This window comes from Paenibacillus rhizosphaerae (assembly GCF_014192015.1).
In the GTDB taxonomy this organism is placed as follows: domain Bacteria; phylum Bacillota; class Bacilli; order Paenibacillales; family Paenibacillaceae; genus Paenibacillus_AQ; species Paenibacillus_AQ rhizosphaerae.
In genome coordinates this window covers 279,987-296,368 of the sequence record NZ_JACHXJ010000003.1, presented here as the reverse complement: position 1 = coordinate 296,368, position 16,382 = coordinate 279,987, and the positions used below count along the sequence as shown (strand labels likewise).

Genomic DNA, 16,382 nt, shown 5'->3' with positions numbered 1-16,382 from the left:
GGCTGAGCCGAGCACAAGAAGAAGGTATAACAGGTCCTATCCCGCCTGCATGGGGGTTAGGACTGTGTTTTTTTCGAAACGGCAGGGTGTAATGAAGCAATCCCCGGCGAAGCCGGAAATTTTATCCGAGGAGGATCAGCATGGAGACATTCAACGCGGCGAAACGCATGGCGGAGTCCATTATGGCACGGACGCCGAAGCTGTACGAGAGTAAGGGATATGAGGGCAAGTGGTCGTATGATTACGGCGTGGTGCTCAAGGGCTTCGAGCTGCTGTGGAAGCAGACCGGAGACCGCCGGTATTGGGAGTATATCCAAGGCAACATGGACCATTTCATTCAGCCAGACGGGAGCATCCGCGGATACCGGGCCGATGAATACAACATCGACCATATCAACAACGGCAAGCTGCTGTTCACCCTGTACCGGGAGACGGGAGAGGAAAAATACAAGCAGGCCGCCGGGCTGCTGAGATCCCAGCTAGCTTCCCATCCCCGGACGTCGGAAGGGGCATTCTGGCACAAGGAAATTTATCCATATCAAATTTGGCTGGACGGTCTGTACATGGGCTCACCTTTCTATCTGGAATATCTGCTGACGTTTGAAGACGGGACGGGACTGGACGACGTGACGAAGCAGTTCAAGCTGTGCGAGCTCCATACGAAGGATGAGGCCACGGGGCTCTTGTACCACGCCTGGGATGAGAAAAAAGCCCAGCCGTGGTGCGACCCGGCCACCGGCTTATCCCCGAATTTCTGGGGCAGGTCCCTTGGCTGGTTCGTCATGGCGCTGGCGGACAGCCTGGAGCTGCTGCCGGGAAGCCATCCCGATTATCCGGAGCTGGAGCGCATCCTGCGCGATACGCTGCGTGCGCTGAGATCTTATCAGGATCCGGGAAGCGGTGTCTGGTATCAGGTGGTCAATGAGGGAGGCCGCAAGGGGAATTACTTGGAGGCCTCGGCTTCCAGCATGATCACCTATGCCATCGCGAAAGGGCTGCGCCTCGGCGTGCTTGAGCCGCAGGAATGGCAGGACAGCTTAGACCGGGCGTACCGGGGGCTGCTGGAGGAGTTTGTGCTGGAGACGAAGGAAGGCTGGCTGAACCTGAACAAAAACTGCCAGGTGGCCGGCCTGGGCGGAGCCGACCGGCGCGACGGGACGTATGCCTATTACATCAGCGAGCCGATCATCACCAACGATCAGAAGGGGCTGGGTGCGTTTCTGCAGGCTTGCGGTGAATACGAGGCCAGAATTCCGGCCGCCGCGGCGAAAGGGGAACAGCCATGAGCGTATACAGCATCACCGAGTTCGGGGCGGTGCCCGGCGGCGCCGAACCGGCGACCCAAGCGATCGCTGCGGCGATCGAAGCGGCTGATGCCGCGGGCGGCGGGACCGTGTTCGTTCCCGCAGGCACATACCAGACCGGAGCGATCATTCTGCGCAGCAACATCGAGCTGAGGCTGGACCCAGGAGCGGTCTTGTCCTTCAGCACCGATCCGGCGGATTATCCGGTCGTGACCTCCCGGTGGGAAGGTGTGCTGCGCGAGGTGCACGCCTCCTGCGTGTACGGACACGGGCTGAAGAACGTGTCCATTACCGGCAGCGGCACGCTGGATGGCAACGGCCATCCCTGGTGGGACAAGATACGCAGCCGCCCGGAGGAGCTGACCCACCCCCGGCCGAAGCTGATCAGCCTTGACCACTGCACCCGGGTGACGATCCGGAACGTCACGTTGATCAACTCCCCGAGTTGGACGGTCAATCCGATTCTCTGCGACAACGTGACGATCGACAACGTCTCGATATACAATCCCGCGGATTCGCCGAATACCGACGGCATCGACCCGGAGTCGTGCAGAAATGTGCGGATCAGCGGCTGCCACATCGACGTCGGCGATGACTGCATCGCCATCAAGGCCGGCACGGAAGACACGGCGCAGCGGGTATCATGCGAGAACATCACGATCACGAACTGCACGATGATCCACGGCCACGGCGGCGTCGTGCTCGGCAGCGAGATGAGCGGGGACATCCGGAACGTCGTGATCAGCAACTGCATCTTTAAGCACACGGACCGCGGCATCCGGCTGAAATCACGGAGGGGGCGCGGAGGAACGGTGGAGGATATCCGGGTCAGCGGCATCGTCATGGAGGAAGTCATCTGCCCGTTCATTTTGAACCTGTATTATTTTTGCGGGCCGCGGGGCAAGGACAAGTACGTCTGGGATAAGCGGCCTTATCCGGTCACCCTCGAAACGCCGACGTTCCGGCGGATTCATTTTTCGAATATTACCGCAAGGAACGTACATGCGGCGGCAGGGTTTATTTATGGTCTTGCGGAAAGGTATATTTCGGAATTAACGTTTGCCGATATCCATATTTCCATGGCGGAGAACCCGGTTCCGGGGCGCCCGGCCATGATGTCCGGCATCCAGGATATGAAGGCGCGCGGCTTTTATTTAGGCAATGTGAGGGACATTCGGTTTGACCGGGTCACGGTTGGTGGCCACGAAGGGCCGGCTTTCTACGTCGAGAACAGTGAGGATGTGGAATGGCAGCAGTGCCGGTCAAAGGATACGAAGGTGCCGGAACAGCTTGTACAACAGGTAAACGTAGTTCCGCAGGAGGAGAATCTCAGCGAAGAGGAGGTTTAACCAATGATGAGGGAACGGCTTGTGAAGCTGCTGGGCGATGTGCCGGAGGACCGGCCCATCCAGGCGGAGCTGCTCAAGCAGGAAGAGACGGACGGGTACCGGCTGGAGACGCTGCTGCTGGATTTAAACGGCTTGGAGCGGGTACCCGCTTATGTCGCACTGCCCATAGACGGAGAGGGCCCCTATCCGCTCGTCGTTTTCAATCACTCGCATGGCGGCAATTACACGAACGGACGCAGGGAGCTCATCAGCGGGAGCTCATATTTGCAGCAGCCGTCTTTTGCCAGCACGCTGACCGGCATGGGCTATGCCGTCTGCTGCATCGACATGTGGGGCTTCCATGAGCGGTCGGGCAAGACGGAGAGCGAAATCGTCAAGGAAATGCTGTGGCAGGGACGCGTCATGTGGGGCATGATGCTGTACGATAACCGCCGGATGCTGGATTATATGTGCTCCAGGGAGGATATCGACGCCTCGCGGGTCGCGACCCTCGGCATGTCCATGGGCGGGATGATGGCATGGTGGCTGGCGGCGCTGGACGAGCGGGTCAAGGTGACCGTGGACATCTGCGGGCAGGTTGACGCGCATACCTTGATGACAAAGCGCGGGCTGGATCACCACGGCTTCTACTACTACGTTCCGGGCTTGCTGAAGCACTTTACGACACTGGAAATCCAGGCCATGATCGCCCCGCGGCCAAGGATGAGCCTGACCGGGCGCAGCGACCGGCTGACCCCGGAAGAAGGCGTTGTACTGCTGGCCGAAGGCCTGCGGGAGGTGTACCGGGCCGCAGGACAGGAGGAGCATTGGCAGACGGTCATGACTGGCGGCGGGCATATGGAGACGGCCGAGATGCGGACCCGCTGGCAGCGGTTTTTGGCTGAACACTTGTAAGCGATGGCTGCAGCCCGAAACGAAAGGGGGGAGGTCATGATTGTGGGAAAGCTGGACCACTGCGATTACCCGACGATCCAGGAGGCAGTGGACGCCCTGGAGAGGCATAATCCGCAGTGGCCGGAAACGCTGTACATCCTGTCGGGTGTCTATGAGGAGGCGGTGCGGATTTACCGGTCCGATCTGGCCGTGATCGGTATCGGATATGTGGAAATCACGAAGGGCCGGTATGCCAAGGAGCTGGACTCGGACGGGAATGAGATCGGCACGTTTGCAACGCCGACACTGTTCCTCGGGGGACGGCGGCTGCTGATCGAGAATTTGGTCGTGACCAATTCGGCCGGGCAGGGCGAAGACATCGGCCAGGCCGTGGCGGTCTACGCGCACTGCGACGAAACGGTTTTTCGCTACTGCACTTTTAAAGGGCACCAGGACACGCTGTTTACCGGACCGCTTCCGCCCGCGCCTAAGCAGGGCGGCGTGTTCGGAGGAGTCCCGCTCCGGGAGCATCACCCCGAGTACCGACAGGTGTACGAATACTGCCGCATCGAGGGTACGGTGGATTTTATATTCGGCGGGGCGGCCGCCTTCTTTGACCGCTGCGAGATCCGCAGCCTACGCCATGCGGGCGGGCATGCCGGTTATATCGCCGCGGCTTCTACTCCGGCGGGGCAGGAACACGGGTTTGTCTTTAACCTCTGTTATTTGACGGCGGAGCCGGGCGTGTCTGGCGTGTATCTGGGAAGGCCGTGGCGCAACTATGCACGCACCGACTACGTCGACTGCCGGATGGACGGACATATCGAACCGCTGGGCTGGGACGACTGGAACGTTCCGGAGCGGCGGCTGACGGTCAGGTACCGGGAATTCGGCACGCGTTCCGATCCGGACATGCCGGCGCCGGGAGGACAGAGGGCCGGATGGGCGTTCTATCAGGATACGCTCGAAGGGGCTCCACGGAAGGAGCAGATTTTTGCTGGAACGGACTTTTGGAAACGAAAAGGAGAGGGAAGAGCATGACCATATCCACCCAAACGGGAACGATCCAAAACCCGGTGCTGCCGGGCTTTAATCCGGATCCCTGCATCGTGCGGGCAAAGGACACTTATTATATCGCGGTATCTTCCTTTGAGTGGCTCCCTGGCGTAAGGGTATATGCCTCCAAGGATTTGGCTGTATGGGAGCACTGCACCGACGTGCTGACCGATCAGGTCGACCTGCGGGGAAACCCGAAGAACTGCAGCATCTGGGCGCCTCAGCTCAGCTACCAAGACGGGTTATTTTACCTCATTTATACCGACGTGAAAAGCACCAAGCGTCCGTTCAAGGACGTTCACAATTATTTGATTACGGCTCCTTCAATTCACGGTCCTTGGTCCGAGCCGGTCTATTTGAACAGCAGCGGATTTGATCCGAGCCTCTATCATGACGAAGACGGGCGGAAATGGCTGCTGAATGAAATCTGGGATTACCGCATTCCGGAAGGGAATAAATCAAGCGGCATCGTAATTCAGCAGTATGATCCGCAGCAGAAGAAGCTTGTTGGACAGCCGTTCAAGCTGTTTGACGGTACGGATCTGAAGAAGACCGAAGCGCCGCATATGTATAAGCATCAAGGCTATTACTACCTGATTACGGCCGAAGGCGGCACCGGGAGCGGCCATGCCGTGACGGTAGCCCGTTCCCGCAGCTTGATGGGCCCTTACGAAGTGGACCCCCGCAATCCGATGCTGACCTCCCGGGACAACCCGGAGCTCCCGCTGCAGTGTGCCGGCCACGGCAGCCTGATCCAGACGCCGCAAGGGGAATGGTACATGGCCCATTTGTGCACGCGTCCGATTGAAGGCCAGTATGCGCTCCTTGGCCGGGAAACGGCACTGCAGCAGGTGTACTGGGACGAGGAAGGATGGCTTCGCCTGACCGCCGGGGGGAATTCCCCGCAGATGGAGGTCCCGCGTCCGAAGGGGATCACGGGGGCAGAGGCCAAAGCGGCCGCGGAACGGAGCTTGTTCGAAGATACCTTTGACGGACCGGAGCTCGCCAAAGCCTGGAATACGCTCCGCATACCGGTGGATCCATCCTGGTGCTCGCTGTCGGAGCGCCCGGGCTATCTCCGCCTTCGTGCGGGAGAATCGCCGCAAAGCCTGTTTCACCACCATATTGTAGCCGTCCGGCAGGCGGATGTCCGTTTCCGGGCCGAGACCGCGATGGAGTTCGAGCCCGCAAGCTATTTGCAGATGGCCGGCCTGATGCTGTATTTGAACGATGAAAATTATTTGTACGCTTATGTGACGCAGGATGAAGAACAAGGCAAGGTGATCCGGCTTATGCGCTGCGAGGACGATGCGTTCACCGTGATGCCGGACATGGTTCCGGTTGATACCGGGGAAGCCGTTCAATTAGCCGTGGAAATCCATGGCATCCGCGGACGGTTCTATGGCCGGTTCGGCGCGGGGCAGGACTGGGTTCCGCTGTTTGAAGAACAGGACATCCGCTTCCTCTGCGGCGGCTTCACCGGCAACTTCGTCGGCATCGCCGTCCATGATATGCAGACCTTTAAGGGAAGCTTTGCGGACTTTTCCCATTTTCGTTATACCGGAATTGAAGCGCAGGGATGATCGGTAATGATGAAACAGGGGCTGCTTCGAATGTGAAGCAGCCCCTGTTTCGTTTCCTACTTTTCGTTGGACGGATTAATGAACGGCCTGCGTCTCAGCTGAAGACCTGTATTTTTTAGCTCGGAATCCAGCTTGAACTCCAGGGTCGCTGCCGAGTACAGCTTGGGCCAACGGTCGTATTGGCTGGGCGGAACCTTTCCTCTGAAACGGTTGCCGAGTCCGAAAATGTCGGATTCCTGCGCTTGGGTGATCCGGAATACGGTGGCTGCCCGCTGCTCGATCAGGCGGTTAATGGAAGCTTCCAGATGCTCCGCCTTGATGTCGATTCCGCGCGCGGAATCCATGAGGGTCATCGAGAGCTTGGCATGAATGCGGATGACAGGCTTGCCGTTTTTCATGTCCGTGTCGATGTCGGCACTGGAATCCAGGATTTTCAGGTTCATTTTATCCGCGGTTTCGATTTCGAAAGGAGACATCTTGCCCGTAACGATTTCGTAAATCAGGGTTTCCTCCGGAGAGATCATGCCGATCATGGCGTCATTTTTAAAGAAAGCATTGCCCGCGACCCGGAATATCGTTTCGGGATCCGTCACCAATACTGGCACGAGACATTCCTCGAGCGGATCGTAGTATCCTCTGAAAATTTCCCACAGCGATACGACGTTTTTTTGAGAGGTTCCGCCGCCGTAGCGTTCAAAGAACAGCTTGGTATAGATGCCCGAGAGCTCGCCCGTCGGGTTGGGACGTTCAAATATTGACTCCATGCCGCCTGTCGTGATCGCAATTAACGAATCCAGAGGAACGGTCCGGTCCCTGATCGTGAATTCCAAATAGGGCATGAACCCTTTCTTCGCCAGCGCTTGATCCAGAAAGATCGACTGGTTCTGCGACATATCCAGGCTTTTGGGCAGCCTTAACCGAAGCTGGTCTATGGCTTCTATCACGGTGCCTCCTTCCTGCTTGATGACGAAAAATTCCTTATGGGCTCCGTCCTGCGACTGGGAGAGTGGGAACCTCATCCAGACCCGCACCCGGTCACCTCCGGCCGGCTCGATGCCGATAGCGGTCTCGAGGAGCCGGTTGTCGACATCTTTGACATCCCAGCATCCGGGGAGGAAGAGAAGCAAGCATATGATGCCCAGGCATCGGGCTGCGCGTCTGCTCATTGGCGGGACCTCATTTTGTTGGAAATAAAGGACTTGGCCAGCACGGCTATAGGGAAGCCATACATTAAGTAGAGGCGAAGAGCCGTGTCCCACTCCACGGCTCTTTCAATCCATTCCCATGAAGGAATAAGCCGGATGGCGGCGTATGCCGTGATTCCTGCCAGCACACACAGCAGCTTTTCGTTCCAGCTGGGAAATACCGCCCTGACTGCCGTTACGATACAGTTCATGATCAGGGCAAGCAATAGAAACAAATAGAGAATGGAGCTAACGATAAATACGGCGGTTAAATTTTCGATCACCAGCCAGTAATAGCTTACCGAGTCCATTTTGCTGATATAAGGAAGCGTCAAAATTCTTGACATCTCCGGACTGAACGTTAGTGCCGGCTGATAGACGGATGCGGCCAGTAAAGGCAGAAAGCAGAGCGCAGCCACGGTATAAGGTCTCCACAGCTTCTTCGGGTGTTCGGCGTATTTGCCGCAAGCCGCATAATAAAGATAGCCGGCCCAGACGAAGGAAGTCGTGTAGAATTTCGGGCTGGTCAGAAAATCCCCGTTGGTGTAGAGCCACGGTTTACCCAGATTAACATTGAGATCGCCGAAGCCCAGCAATACGAGCCCGACGGACAGCGGAAAGCTGACGAGCAGAAAAAGGACGGAAGCACGGATGATCGAACCGATACCTCCGAAAGCCAGAAAGACGCCAATAAAGATCATTCCGTCCAAAAACCACTGGGGCGTGCTGTGAAGGATCGTCATCGAGATCATCTCGCTGTGAGCCCGGACGACGATCACCATGGCGCTCCACATAAACCAGAGCAGCGGAACGATAAAAAGAATAACCCCCGGCCACCCAAGTACGCGTTTTGCAATCGTATAGGCGTCTTTTCCTTTATGCAGCGCCAGCACCCGGCTGAACAGCCAGGCGCCAAGCAGTCCGAGCAGCATCCAGATCAGGATCGGGATCCAGTAGCTCTGGGCGGTGGATTGTAGTACAAGCCAGGGGTACAAATGAAAGGAGATCGCCCCGAATACCATCATCTGCAGGACGAAGTATTGGGGCAGGGAGATTTTCTGTTCCTCGTTGGATGGATTCATTGTCTCGACCCTCTTCCGAAGGTAATCCAGTAGCTGAGTGAAAATTTCCGGGAGCCGCCGATCAGCCCGAGACTCATGGACCGGATCCGGGCACCGGGACCGATCGGAGTCAAATAGGAAACGCCGAACGACTGGAGACGGGAGAGGCAGATGACCAGAATGGCAAAGCAGATGAATATGCCGAGAACTCCAATGACACTGGCCCCGGTGAGCACGAAGTATTTCAGGATCCGCTGAACCAGGCCCATCTGATAATCCACGACGATAAAATTGGTCAGCGCCGTCGTCGCGACAATGATCACCAGCAAATTGCTCACGATATTCGCTTGAATGATCGCCTGTCCCAGCACCACCCCTCCCACCATCGTAACGGTGGAGCTGATCGATCTTGGCAGGCGTATGCCGGCCTCGACGATGCAGTCCAGAAGAAACAGCATGATGAGGGACTCGATCCACACGGGATAAGGGACCCCTTCCCTGCTGCCGGCGGCGGCCAGACTGATTTCCAGACGGTTGAGGTCAATGTTCACCGAAGTGATCGCCACGTAAAGGGCGGGCAGAAACAGGTTGATCATTAAGGCGATGAACCGCAGCCACCTTAAGAATAATGCGATCAAAGGCGTCAGGTATTGATCTTCGGGGGATTCCCAGAAATCAAAGAAGGACCCCGGAGCGATGATCGAAAACGGCGTTCCGTCCATCAAGACGACAATCTTGCCGTTTAACAGGGAGGCCGTTACCCGGTCTGGGCGTTCCGTCGTAACGGCGGCAGGGAAGAGGCGGGAGGATCCGGGGTCCATGAACCTCAGCAATTCGCCGGAATCCTGGATTCCGTCCACTTGGATGGCGTTGAGTTGACCGCAGGTGTATTGGACGAGACCCGGATCGGTTACCCCGTCCAGGTAAAGTACGCCGACCTTCGTGTTGGTCAAATCTCCGACGCTGGTCTCCCAAATTTTCAAGCGGGAGGTTTGCATCCGCTGGCGAATGAGGCCGATATTAGTTTGATAGTTCTCGATAAATCCGTACATCGGACCCTGAATCACGTTCTCCGTCTGTGGCTGCTGAAGCCCCCGCTGCTGCGGGTTTTCCGTATCCAGGATCAGGCCGTTGGCGGACTCCGCACTGCACAACACCGTTTTGCCGGCGCAAACCGCTTTTTCGCAAGCGGAAAAATCACCAGCCGAATAGCTGGTGCCGTAATAACTGTGCAGCGTGGTCAAAACACCATCCTTGGGCTGCCGGTTCAAATGGAATAGGAAATGATCGGAGCCGACAAGCGTCGTAAGGTACAGCAAATACAGCTTGCCGGCGTCCGATTCACCGATGCAGACGGCCTGGAAGTCGGCCGCGTGCCGAAAAGCCTCCTGGAGCCGGGGAAGGAGAAATTCAGAGGACGTATACTGGAGCTGCTGAAGCATCGTTGTACCTTTACTGGGTTCCACGGGTCGATCATCCTTTGCATGACACTTTTTGCCTTCGACTCCTCCTAATGATTCCAATTGCTGCATCAAATTATGCAAGAGGAAAGTGAGGTTATTCTGGAGGCAATTCTGACAGCATCGATCCGTAGTGTTCCGCGATTCCCCGGCTGACTTCGGCCATACGCAGCACCAGCGATTCCGGCTCGGCGATGGTCAGCGCTTTTCCGTAGGGAAGAAGAAAGTAGGGGACGTATGAATGCAGGGAGGAGGGATCAAGCCGGTATACCGCCTCTCCTGGGCTTCGCTCAATCAGTGCATGACCGAGCAGCCAGTGCTGCTTCAGTTCGTTCAGGACATGATCGTGAGCCTGAATCCGGACCGTGACCAGGGAAGGATCGCCAGCCGGGTCAGGCAGCAGCTGCTCCAGCAGAACGTCCTTGGCCGAAAAGTCCTCGGGGCGCTCAAAACGCCGATCCGTCACGTCCAGGCTCACAATCCGGTCAACCCGGAAGTTCCGCAAGGCCTTGCGGAGATGGCAGTATCCGGTGGTGTACCATTGCCCTTTCCAATGGATGATGCTGTAAGGATCGAACTCCCGTACGGACCCGGTTTCGTGATCTCCATTGGAGCCGTACACCATCCGGAGGGTCTGCCTTTGTCCGGCGGCTTCCTCAAGGCGTTGCAGCCGTCCTTTTTGCTCAGCGTCGATTGGCGGCTGAAGGACGGACAGCCCGCTGCTGTGGCGCTCAATGTGCGTGAGCTGCTTCTCGTTCGTATACCGTTTCAGCTTGTCCACGGCCCTGCCCAGCGCATCGGTATGAGGATACCCTGCCTCCTGGGCAAACACCGAAGCATGGACGAGGGCCTTTTGTTCCTCCGCATCGAACACGAGCGGCGAGTCGGCAAAGGTTCCGAGGATGTGGAACCCGCCGTTCGGGCCGGAATCGGCAATGATCGGGACGCCGCTTGCGCAGAGCGAATCAATGCACCGGTACACCGTGCGGACATGGATCTCCAGCTCGTCGGCCAGCTGCTGTGCCGTCATTTTTTTGCCGGATCGGAGCATCCACAGGATCGAGAGCATGTTATCGGCTTTGGACATCGGAGAAATCCTTTCGTTGAAGAGAAGTTACCCGGGATGATGATCCCGGATATCAGCTCCATTGTAACGCGTCTAGGCGAGCGGTTCCATTCCTTGTTCCACCCATGAATCATAAGTCGGACCGTACAAATCCGGCAGCTTCAATCCGGCCTGCCGCATCAGGACGGTCATCTGTCCGCGGTGGTGGGCTTGGTGCATGAGGGTAAAGCGCAGCGAACCACCGTTGTTCCACTCCTGGCCGGCGATGGTTTGCGTCTCCAGAAGCTTGGCGTCCGTCCATTGCGTCTCGACCGCTTCGAGAATGGCCCGGCTTACCCGCTCGTACTGACCGGCGAGCGCAGCGGCCGATTGTTTCACTTCGTCACTGTGATCGGGTGCATCAAACGCCAGCCCGAGCGATGTCATATAATGAACGGATTCCACGAGATGCCAAGCCAGCCCGCCCAGGGTCCGGTGCTTGTCCGTTACGGCCTGTCCGAGCGATTCATCGGTCAGCGCGTTCATGATCTTCTGGGTCATTTCCGCTTCGTTTGTCCATTCTGCAGCAAAATCTTTAATGCTAGTAAACATAATGCATTCCTCCATTTTTTTTGGTTTTGTTCGGTTTAATGGAAGTATACACAAAAATCACTGACAGTCTCGGTCAGTGATTTTTGAAATGCTGCTGTATTTATTCATTTTTTCATGCGTGCAACAACCGCTAAGCCGTTCCTCCGATGATCAATTGGACAATATAACCGGCTGTTTCTTCTGCGGGGCACGCAGCGGTTCCCCGGCTCCATTCGAGGGCAGCGCCGTAAAGGGTCCAGCTGGCCCCAAGGGCTACGGTATCCAAAGGGACGTTCCAGCGGAAATCCTCCGGTTCAAGCCGCTGCAGCCAGGTCGTGATCAGCGCTTTAATTTCCTGCTGCATCGTCCGTTCAAAGACAGGATTGATCGTATCCACCGGACTGCAGCGCCCGTGAAGCGACCGGAAATGCTCAAGGAGGATCACGGCCAGCATTCGAAGATGGTCGCTGTTCCATCCGGCTTCCGGGGGCAGATGCTGCTGCAGGCGGAGGTGGAGCTTATCGCGGATCGATTGTTCCAGCAGGGCGTATTTGTCCGGATAATGCGTATAGAAGGTGCCCCTGTTGACATCCGCACGTTCAGCAATACTCCGAACCGTCATGGCGGTAAATCCTTTTTCTTTCATCAGCTCGGCGAACGACTGCTTCAGCCGTTTTTCCGAGCGCCTGCTTCGCCGGTCCTGTGAACTCCCTCCGTTTTCCATTTGTGAACCGCCTCCTTTATACCTATGAAATCGATATTCAACAATGTGGCTCAGGTGTCGGATAAAGGTCAAACGCGGGGGATTGACGATTTTCCCCGGCCCGTTTGTTCCCTATTGTAGGGGGTAGCAGGAAAACATTCAATTGATGGAGGTAAGGTGAACATGTCTGGTTATCAGCGAAAAGAAACCATGAAAGCGATCCGGTATCACCGGTACGGGGGGCCGGAAGTGCTCCGGTATGAAGATGTTCCGGTTCCGTTTGTGAACGAGTGCGAAGTGTTGGTCCGCGTGCATGCGGCATCGATCAATCCGGGAGATTGGCAGATCCGCTCGGGGATGGCGGGAGACCGATTTCCGCTGCCGTATATTCCCGGCTGGGATGTATCCGGTACCGTTGAGAAGGTCGGGACAAGCGTCACTTCCCTTCGGGTCGGCGACGAAGTTTTTGGCATGACGGCGAACAGCGGTGCCTGCGCGGAATATGCGGCCGTACCGGCGGCGCAGCTTGCACGGAAGCCTCGCAGCATCAGCTATGAAACGGCGGCCGCCCTTCCGCAGTCGGGTTGTACGGCCTGGAACGCGCTGTTCGTTCAAGGGGGCCTGAAAGCCGGCCAAAGGGTGCTGATCAACGGCGCTTCCGGCGGTGTCGGCCACTATGCTGTACAACTCGCCAAGTGGACGGGAGCCGAGGTGGTCGGCGTCGCTTCCGGCAGGAACGAGACTTTTTTGCGTGATCTTGGAGTCGATCAATTTGTCGATTATTCGGCGGGCTCATGGATTGATACGGTCGATCCGGTTCAACTTGTGGTTGATACCGTTGGCGGTCCCGAGGGAGACCGGCTTTTGGGTGTGCTCGCGCCTGGAGGATCGCTGGTTCCGGTCACCTGGGGGCATTATGACACTGATCAGGCGGCCGCCGAGCAGGTTAAGGTTCACGAAGTCGCGATGATTCCGGTCACGACAGCGGATTTGGACCGGCTATCCCGCTTGGTGGAGAAAGGGCATCTTCGTGCGGTCATCGGGCGGAAGTATCCATTGAAAGAGACCGCCCTGGCTCATGAACTCAGCGAAAGCCGGCGGGCCAGGGGGAAGATCATGATTCATGTAAGCAGCACGGCGGAATGATAAAAAGCTTCATTATTTTTTTCGTGGAAGGAACAAGGATGCGGCTCCCCCGATGATCATCCCGGCGGCGGCCAGATACAAGGCGGTGCGGACACCTGCAGCCTGCGCGGCCAGAAGCGAGCCGCCGCTTTGGCCGGCGATACCGGAATTGGCAATGAAGATCAGGAAGGCCATGCCGATGGCGTTGCCGATATTGAGCGTCGTTGAGGCCATACCCGAGGCCGGAAATGATTAATCCGGGTACGATAAGCAGATAGCCGGAGCCGGCATACGCCCCCAGCGGGATGAGGGCGGTCGCTGCGATACCGATCATGATGCCTGTCAGCCCTGCGGCCGTATGCCCCGCGGACCTGCAGCTTAAGCTGGGAGACGTATCACCTTCTAAGCTGTCCTACCACTTAAAGGAGCTTAAGGATGAGGGGTATATCAAGGAATGCAGGGAGGGAAAAAGGCATTATGATTCGCTGCAGCCGGAAAGGCTGAAGCCGTTCGCGAAAGATTTGAGCTGGCTGAATGAATAAGGAGGAGAGCGGGTTTGGAGACAGATCTGCTGGCACCTGCTCCTTATCAGTAAAGACGAACATCCCCCGACGTTGTCGGGGGATGTTTCGATTTGAGGCCATACAGGCAGTCACCAGCGATCATGCCTGCTCTTCCCTGTTGTAAGGCAGCCGGACCCTGAACGTCGTTCCGGCGCCGGCCGTGCTCTCGGCATCGATGGTGCCTTGATGCGCCGCGACGAATTCTTTGGCGATGGAGAGCCCAAGCCCCATTCCCCCGCTGTGCCGGGAGCGGGAAGCATCGGCCCGGTAGAAGCGGCCGAAGAGGTTCGGGAGATGCTCAGGGGCGATGCCGGTGCCGGTGTCCTTCACCGCGATCTCCAGCCATGGCCGTCCATGTGCGTCGTGAACCTCCGACAGGATCACCTGGATCGACCCGCCGTGCGGCGTATGCCGGATGGCATTGGTCAGCAGGTTGAGGAAAACCTGCGTGATCCGGCCGGAATCGACGGGGATCACCGTAGAGGAGCCGGCCTGGCTGAACAGCCTCATGGCAATGCCGGCATCCTGAGCGCGAGGCAGGAGCCGTTCGAGCGTCTGCTCCAGCAGGGTACGGACGTCCGTCCGGCTGAACTCAAACGACAGCTTGCCCGCCTCGGCCAGCGAAAGCTGATGTAGATCGTCCACGAGCCGGGTGAGCCGGATCAATTCATCCTGCAGCGGAAGCAGATGCTCGGGTTCGATCGCTTCGCCTTGCTGCTGCAGCATATCCATCTTCCCTCTCATAATGGAGAGGGGAGTCCGCAGCTCATGTGCGACGTCGGCCACGAGATTGCGCCTCGCGTCCTCGGCCCGGCCCAGCTGCAGGGACATCCGGTTGAAGGCGGAGGCGACCTCGCCATACTCATCCTTGGTCGTGACCGGGACCTGCACCCCGGCGCGGCCCCGCTGTACCTGATCGATTGCCGGGATAAGCTGCCGAAGCGGGGAGGTGAGCCGCTTGGCTATCCAGTAAGCGGCCAGCAGGGCGACACCGATAAACACGACAGCGCAGACGATCAGCAGAAAGCCGACGCCATGTGAAATGCCCAGCTTCACCTTGGAGATCACGCTGATTTCCGGGTCATAGTAACGGAAGGACCCGACGACCCGTCCATTCGTCTCAATGCGGTATTCTTCTCCGAGCCCCCTGATCATGGGCTCGGCCGCGCTGCCGTAGATGGCCAGCTTCCTGCCGTTGACGTCGTACAAGATCAGGCCGCTGTCTTGAACCTCGTCCAGCAAGGAGCCGGGGGCCATCTTCTCGATGCCGCTCCAGGAACCGCCGTTCCGGTCATAATATTCGGCGAGCGTACGCGACAGGGCACTGATTTGGCGTTGATCGGGCGAAGGTGTCAGCTCGCCCAGCAGCCCGTGCACGACGGCGTTTGTAATCAGCATAAACGTCAGGCTCATGACCACAATAAAGGCGGCCATGGCCCAGAATAGTTTCCGACTAACGTTCACGGCGGTCACCGAACCGGTATCCGAATCCGTACACGGTGTGAATAAACACCGGGTTGGACGGATCGTCTTCGATCTTTTTGCGGATCCGGCTGATATGGGCGTCTGCGGTACGCTCGTCGTTCAGCAGGTCGTCATCGACCGCAGCCAGCAGCTGCAGGCGGCTGTATACGATGCCCGGCCGCGAAGCCAGGGTGGCAAGCATTTTGAATTCGGTCGGAGTCAGCAGAACCTCCTCCCCGCGTTTCCACACCCGGCACTGTGCCTCGGATATCGTCAAGTCACCCCGCACGATCCGGTCGTCCGGAGTCTCGTCCCCATGGATTCTCCGGAGGACCGAGCGTATTCGCGCGACCAGCTCCCGGAGGGAGAAGGGCTTCGTCAAATAATCGTCGGCGCCGACCTCCAGCCCTATGATTTTATCCGTTTCTTCCACTCTGGCGGTCAGCATGATGATTCCCAGCTTCGGCAGCTTCCGCAGCTCCCGGCACACGTCAATGCCGCTCATTCCCGGCATCATCCAGTCAAGGACGACCAGGGACGGCTTCCGTTCGCCAGCGATCCGGAGCGCTTCCTGACCGGATAAGGCCGTAATCGTCTCGTAGCCTTCCTGCTGTAGAAACGGCTCCATAAAGGCCAGTACTTCCTTTTCATCATCGACAAGCAGCAGAGTATGCGTCATGTGTTCATTCTCCTTTTTCTCGAGCAGCCTCGGGCCATTGCAGCCCTTTCCGGCTGTTATCCCCCTCATTATATACCGGTTCCCGCGGATGCGGGGACAATTCACCAAAGCCGTAAAAGACCGCAACAAGTTCGCAACATTCCTGAGGGAAAACCCCCGGGCAACCCCGGCATGGGGCCGGTAAAAGCCGCAAAATGTCCATATTTCATTTTCATAACAACAGCACGAAAACTTCACAGGTTCACAACAAGTTGCTGCTACAATAAACTCCAGGCGGCAAAGCACGGGGATCGCCGCAAACCATCGCAATCCATTGCCTTCATTGCAAGCCAATTCAGTTGA

General features: G+C 57.5%; 16 protein-coding genes. 7 read left to right on the top strand and 9 right to left on the bottom strand.

The features are described 5' to 3' along the window. Positions 1-140: 140 nt before the first annotated feature. The 5 genes from FHS19_RS18000 to FHS19_RS17980 are packed head-to-tail and all read left to right on the top strand — an operon-like array spanning position 141 to position 6,165. Positions 141-1,286, top strand: coding sequence for a glycoside hydrolase family 88/105 protein (locus FHS19_RS18000; protein WP_183583247.1), 1,146 nt, complete (start codon positions 141-143; stop codon positions 1,284-1,286). After that, entirely contained in the window at positions 1,283-2,653 is a 1,371-nt protein-coding gene (locus FHS19_RS17995) for a glycoside hydrolase family 28 protein (RefSeq protein WP_183583246.1), read from the top strand. The genes FHS19_RS18000 and FHS19_RS17995 overlap by 4 nt, the downstream gene beginning before the upstream one ends. A gap of 3 nt (positions 2,654-2,656) precedes the next feature. After that, entirely contained in the window at positions 2,657-3,547 is an 891-nt protein-coding gene (locus tag FHS19_RS17990; protein ID WP_183583245.1) for a dienelactone hydrolase family protein, read from the top strand. Between the two features lie 36 nt (positions 3,548-3,583). Next, positions 3,584-4,567 (top strand): pectinesterase family protein, encoded by a 984-nt coding sequence (locus FHS19_RS17985; RefSeq protein ID WP_183583244.1) that lies wholly within the window; start codon positions 3,584-3,586, stop codon positions 4,565-4,567. After that, the gene (locus tag FHS19_RS17980; protein ID WP_183583243.1) at positions 4,564-6,165 is read left to right on the top strand and encodes a glycoside hydrolase family 43 protein; all 1,602 of its coding nucleotides are present in this window, start codon (positions 4,564-4,566) and stop codon (positions 6,163-6,165) included. The genes FHS19_RS17985 and FHS19_RS17980 overlap by 4 nt, the downstream gene beginning before the upstream one ends. A gap of 56 nt (positions 6,166-6,221) precedes the next feature. Here FHS19_RS17980 and FHS19_RS17975 read toward each other — a convergent pair whose 3' ends face one another. The 6 genes from FHS19_RS17975 to FHS19_RS17950 form a co-directional block, all read right to left on the bottom strand. Next, positions 6,222-7,331, bottom strand: coding sequence for a Ger(x)C family spore germination protein (locus FHS19_RS17975; protein WP_183583242.1), 1,110 nt, complete (start codon positions 7,329-7,331; stop codon positions 6,222-6,224). Further along, on the bottom strand, positions 7,328-8,431 hold the full coding sequence (locus FHS19_RS17970; RefSeq protein ID WP_183583241.1) for a GerAB/ArcD/ProY family transporter: 1,104 nt from the start codon (positions 8,429-8,431) through the stop codon (positions 7,328-7,330). The genes FHS19_RS17975 and FHS19_RS17970 overlap by 4 nt, the downstream gene beginning before the upstream one ends. Next, positions 8,428-9,876 (bottom strand): spore germination protein, encoded by a 1,449-nt coding sequence (locus FHS19_RS17965; RefSeq protein ID WP_183583240.1) that lies wholly within the window; start codon positions 9,874-9,876, stop codon positions 8,428-8,430. Before FHS19_RS17965 ends, FHS19_RS17970 begins: the two co-directional genes overlap by 4 nt. 91 nt (positions 9,877-9,967) lie before the next feature. Beyond that, complete coding sequence (locus FHS19_RS17960; protein ID WP_183583239.1) at positions 9,968-10,957, bottom strand: helix-turn-helix transcriptional regulator; 990 nt, start codon at positions 10,955-10,957, stop codon at positions 9,968-9,970. Between the two features lie 72 nt (positions 10,958-11,029). Next, positions 11,030-11,527, bottom strand: a complete 498-nt coding sequence (locus tag FHS19_RS17955; protein ID WP_183583238.1) for a DinB family protein — start codon at positions 11,525-11,527, stop codon at positions 11,030-11,032. Between the two features lie 130 nt (positions 11,528-11,657). Further along, positions 11,658-12,230: a TetR/AcrR family transcriptional regulator gene (locus FHS19_RS17950; protein ID WP_183583237.1), complete on the bottom strand. Its 573-nt coding sequence runs from the start codon at positions 12,228-12,230 to the stop codon at positions 11,658-11,660. 162 nt (positions 12,231-12,392) lie between these two features. On the opposite strand from FHS19_RS17950, the gene FHS19_RS17945 reads away from it, so the two are divergent. Continuing rightward, entirely contained in the window at positions 12,393-13,355 is a 963-nt protein-coding gene (locus FHS19_RS17945) for an NADP-dependent oxidoreductase (protein ID WP_183583236.1), read from the top strand. Positions 13,356-13,367: 12 nt separating this feature from the next. Here the strand turns inward: FHS19_RS17945 and FHS19_RS17940 are convergent, their stop codons facing one another. Then, the gene (locus FHS19_RS17940) at positions 13,368-13,568 is read right to left on the bottom strand and encodes a hypothetical protein (RefSeq protein WP_183583235.1); all 201 of its coding nucleotides are present in this window, start codon (positions 13,566-13,568) and stop codon (positions 13,368-13,370) included. A gap of 71 nt (positions 13,569-13,639) precedes the next feature. On the opposite strand from FHS19_RS17940, the gene FHS19_RS17935 reads away from it, so the two are divergent. Continuing rightward, positions 13,640-13,876 carry an ArsR/SmtB family transcription factor gene (locus FHS19_RS17935; RefSeq protein WP_183583234.1) on the top strand — a complete coding sequence of 79 codons (237 nt, stop codon included), beginning with the start codon at positions 13,640-13,642 and terminating at the stop codon, positions 13,874-13,876. A gap of 120 nt (positions 13,877-13,996) precedes the next feature. Here FHS19_RS17935 and FHS19_RS17930 read toward each other — a convergent pair whose 3' ends face one another. Then, entirely contained in the window at positions 13,997-15,361 is a 1,365-nt protein-coding gene (locus FHS19_RS17930) for a sensor histidine kinase (RefSeq protein WP_183583233.1), read from the bottom strand. Next, positions 15,351-16,040, bottom strand: coding sequence for a response regulator (locus tag FHS19_RS17925; RefSeq protein WP_183583232.1), 690 nt, complete (start codon positions 16,038-16,040; stop codon positions 15,351-15,353). The genes FHS19_RS17930 and FHS19_RS17925 overlap by 11 nt, the downstream gene beginning before the upstream one ends. Between the last annotated feature and the right edge of the window lie 342 nt (positions 16,041-16,382).

Excerpts from the sequence above, each read along its gene's own strand:
- FHS19_RS18000 (WP_183583247.1), top strand. The coding sequence starts at position 141 with ATGGAGACATTCAACGCGGCGAAACGCATGGCGGAGTCCATTATGGCA.
- FHS19_RS17995 (WP_183583246.1), top strand. The coding sequence starts at position 1,283 with ATGAGCGTATACAGCATCACCGAGTTCGGGGCGGTGCCCGGCGGCGCC.
- FHS19_RS17990 (WP_183583245.1), top strand. The coding sequence starts at position 2,657 with ATGATGAGGGAACGGCTTGTGAAGCTGCTGGGCGATGTGCCGGAGGAC.
- FHS19_RS17985 (WP_183583244.1), top strand. The coding sequence starts at position 3,584 with ATGATTGTGGGAAAGCTGGACCACTGCGATTACCCGACGATCCAGGAG.
- FHS19_RS17980 (WP_183583243.1), top strand. The coding sequence starts at position 4,564 with ATGACCATATCCACCCAAACGGGAACGATCCAAAACCCGGTGCTGCCG.
- FHS19_RS17975 (WP_183583242.1), bottom strand. The coding sequence starts at position 7,331 with ATGAGCAGACGCGCAGCCCGATGCCTGGGCATCATATGCTTGCTTCTC.
- FHS19_RS17970 (WP_183583241.1), bottom strand. The coding sequence starts at position 8,431 with ATGAATCCATCCAACGAGGAACAGAAAATCTCCCTGCCCCAATACTTC.
- FHS19_RS17960 (WP_183583239.1), bottom strand. The coding sequence starts at position 10,957 with ATGTCCAAAGCCGATAACATGCTCTCGATCCTGTGGATGCTCCGATCC.
- FHS19_RS17955 (WP_183583238.1), bottom strand. The coding sequence starts at position 11,527 with ATGTTTACTAGCATTAAAGATTTTGCTGCAGAATGGACAAACGAAGCG.
- FHS19_RS17950 (WP_183583237.1), bottom strand. The coding sequence starts at position 12,230 with ATGGAAAACGGAGGGAGTTCACAGGACCGGCGAAGCAGGCGCTCGGAA.
- FHS19_RS17945 (WP_183583236.1), top strand. The coding sequence starts at position 12,393 with ATGTCTGGTTATCAGCGAAAAGAAACCATGAAAGCGATCCGGTATCAC.
- FHS19_RS17940 (WP_183583235.1), bottom strand. The coding sequence starts at position 13,568 with ATGGCCTCAACGACGCTCAATATCGGCAACGCCATCGGCATGGCCTTC.
- FHS19_RS17935 (WP_183583234.1), top strand. The coding sequence starts at position 13,640 with ATGAGGGCGGTCGCTGCGATACCGATCATGATGCCTGTCAGCCCTGCG.
- FHS19_RS17925 (WP_183583232.1), bottom strand. The coding sequence starts at position 16,040 with ATGACGCATACTCTGCTGCTTGTCGATGATGAAAAGGAAGTACTGGCC.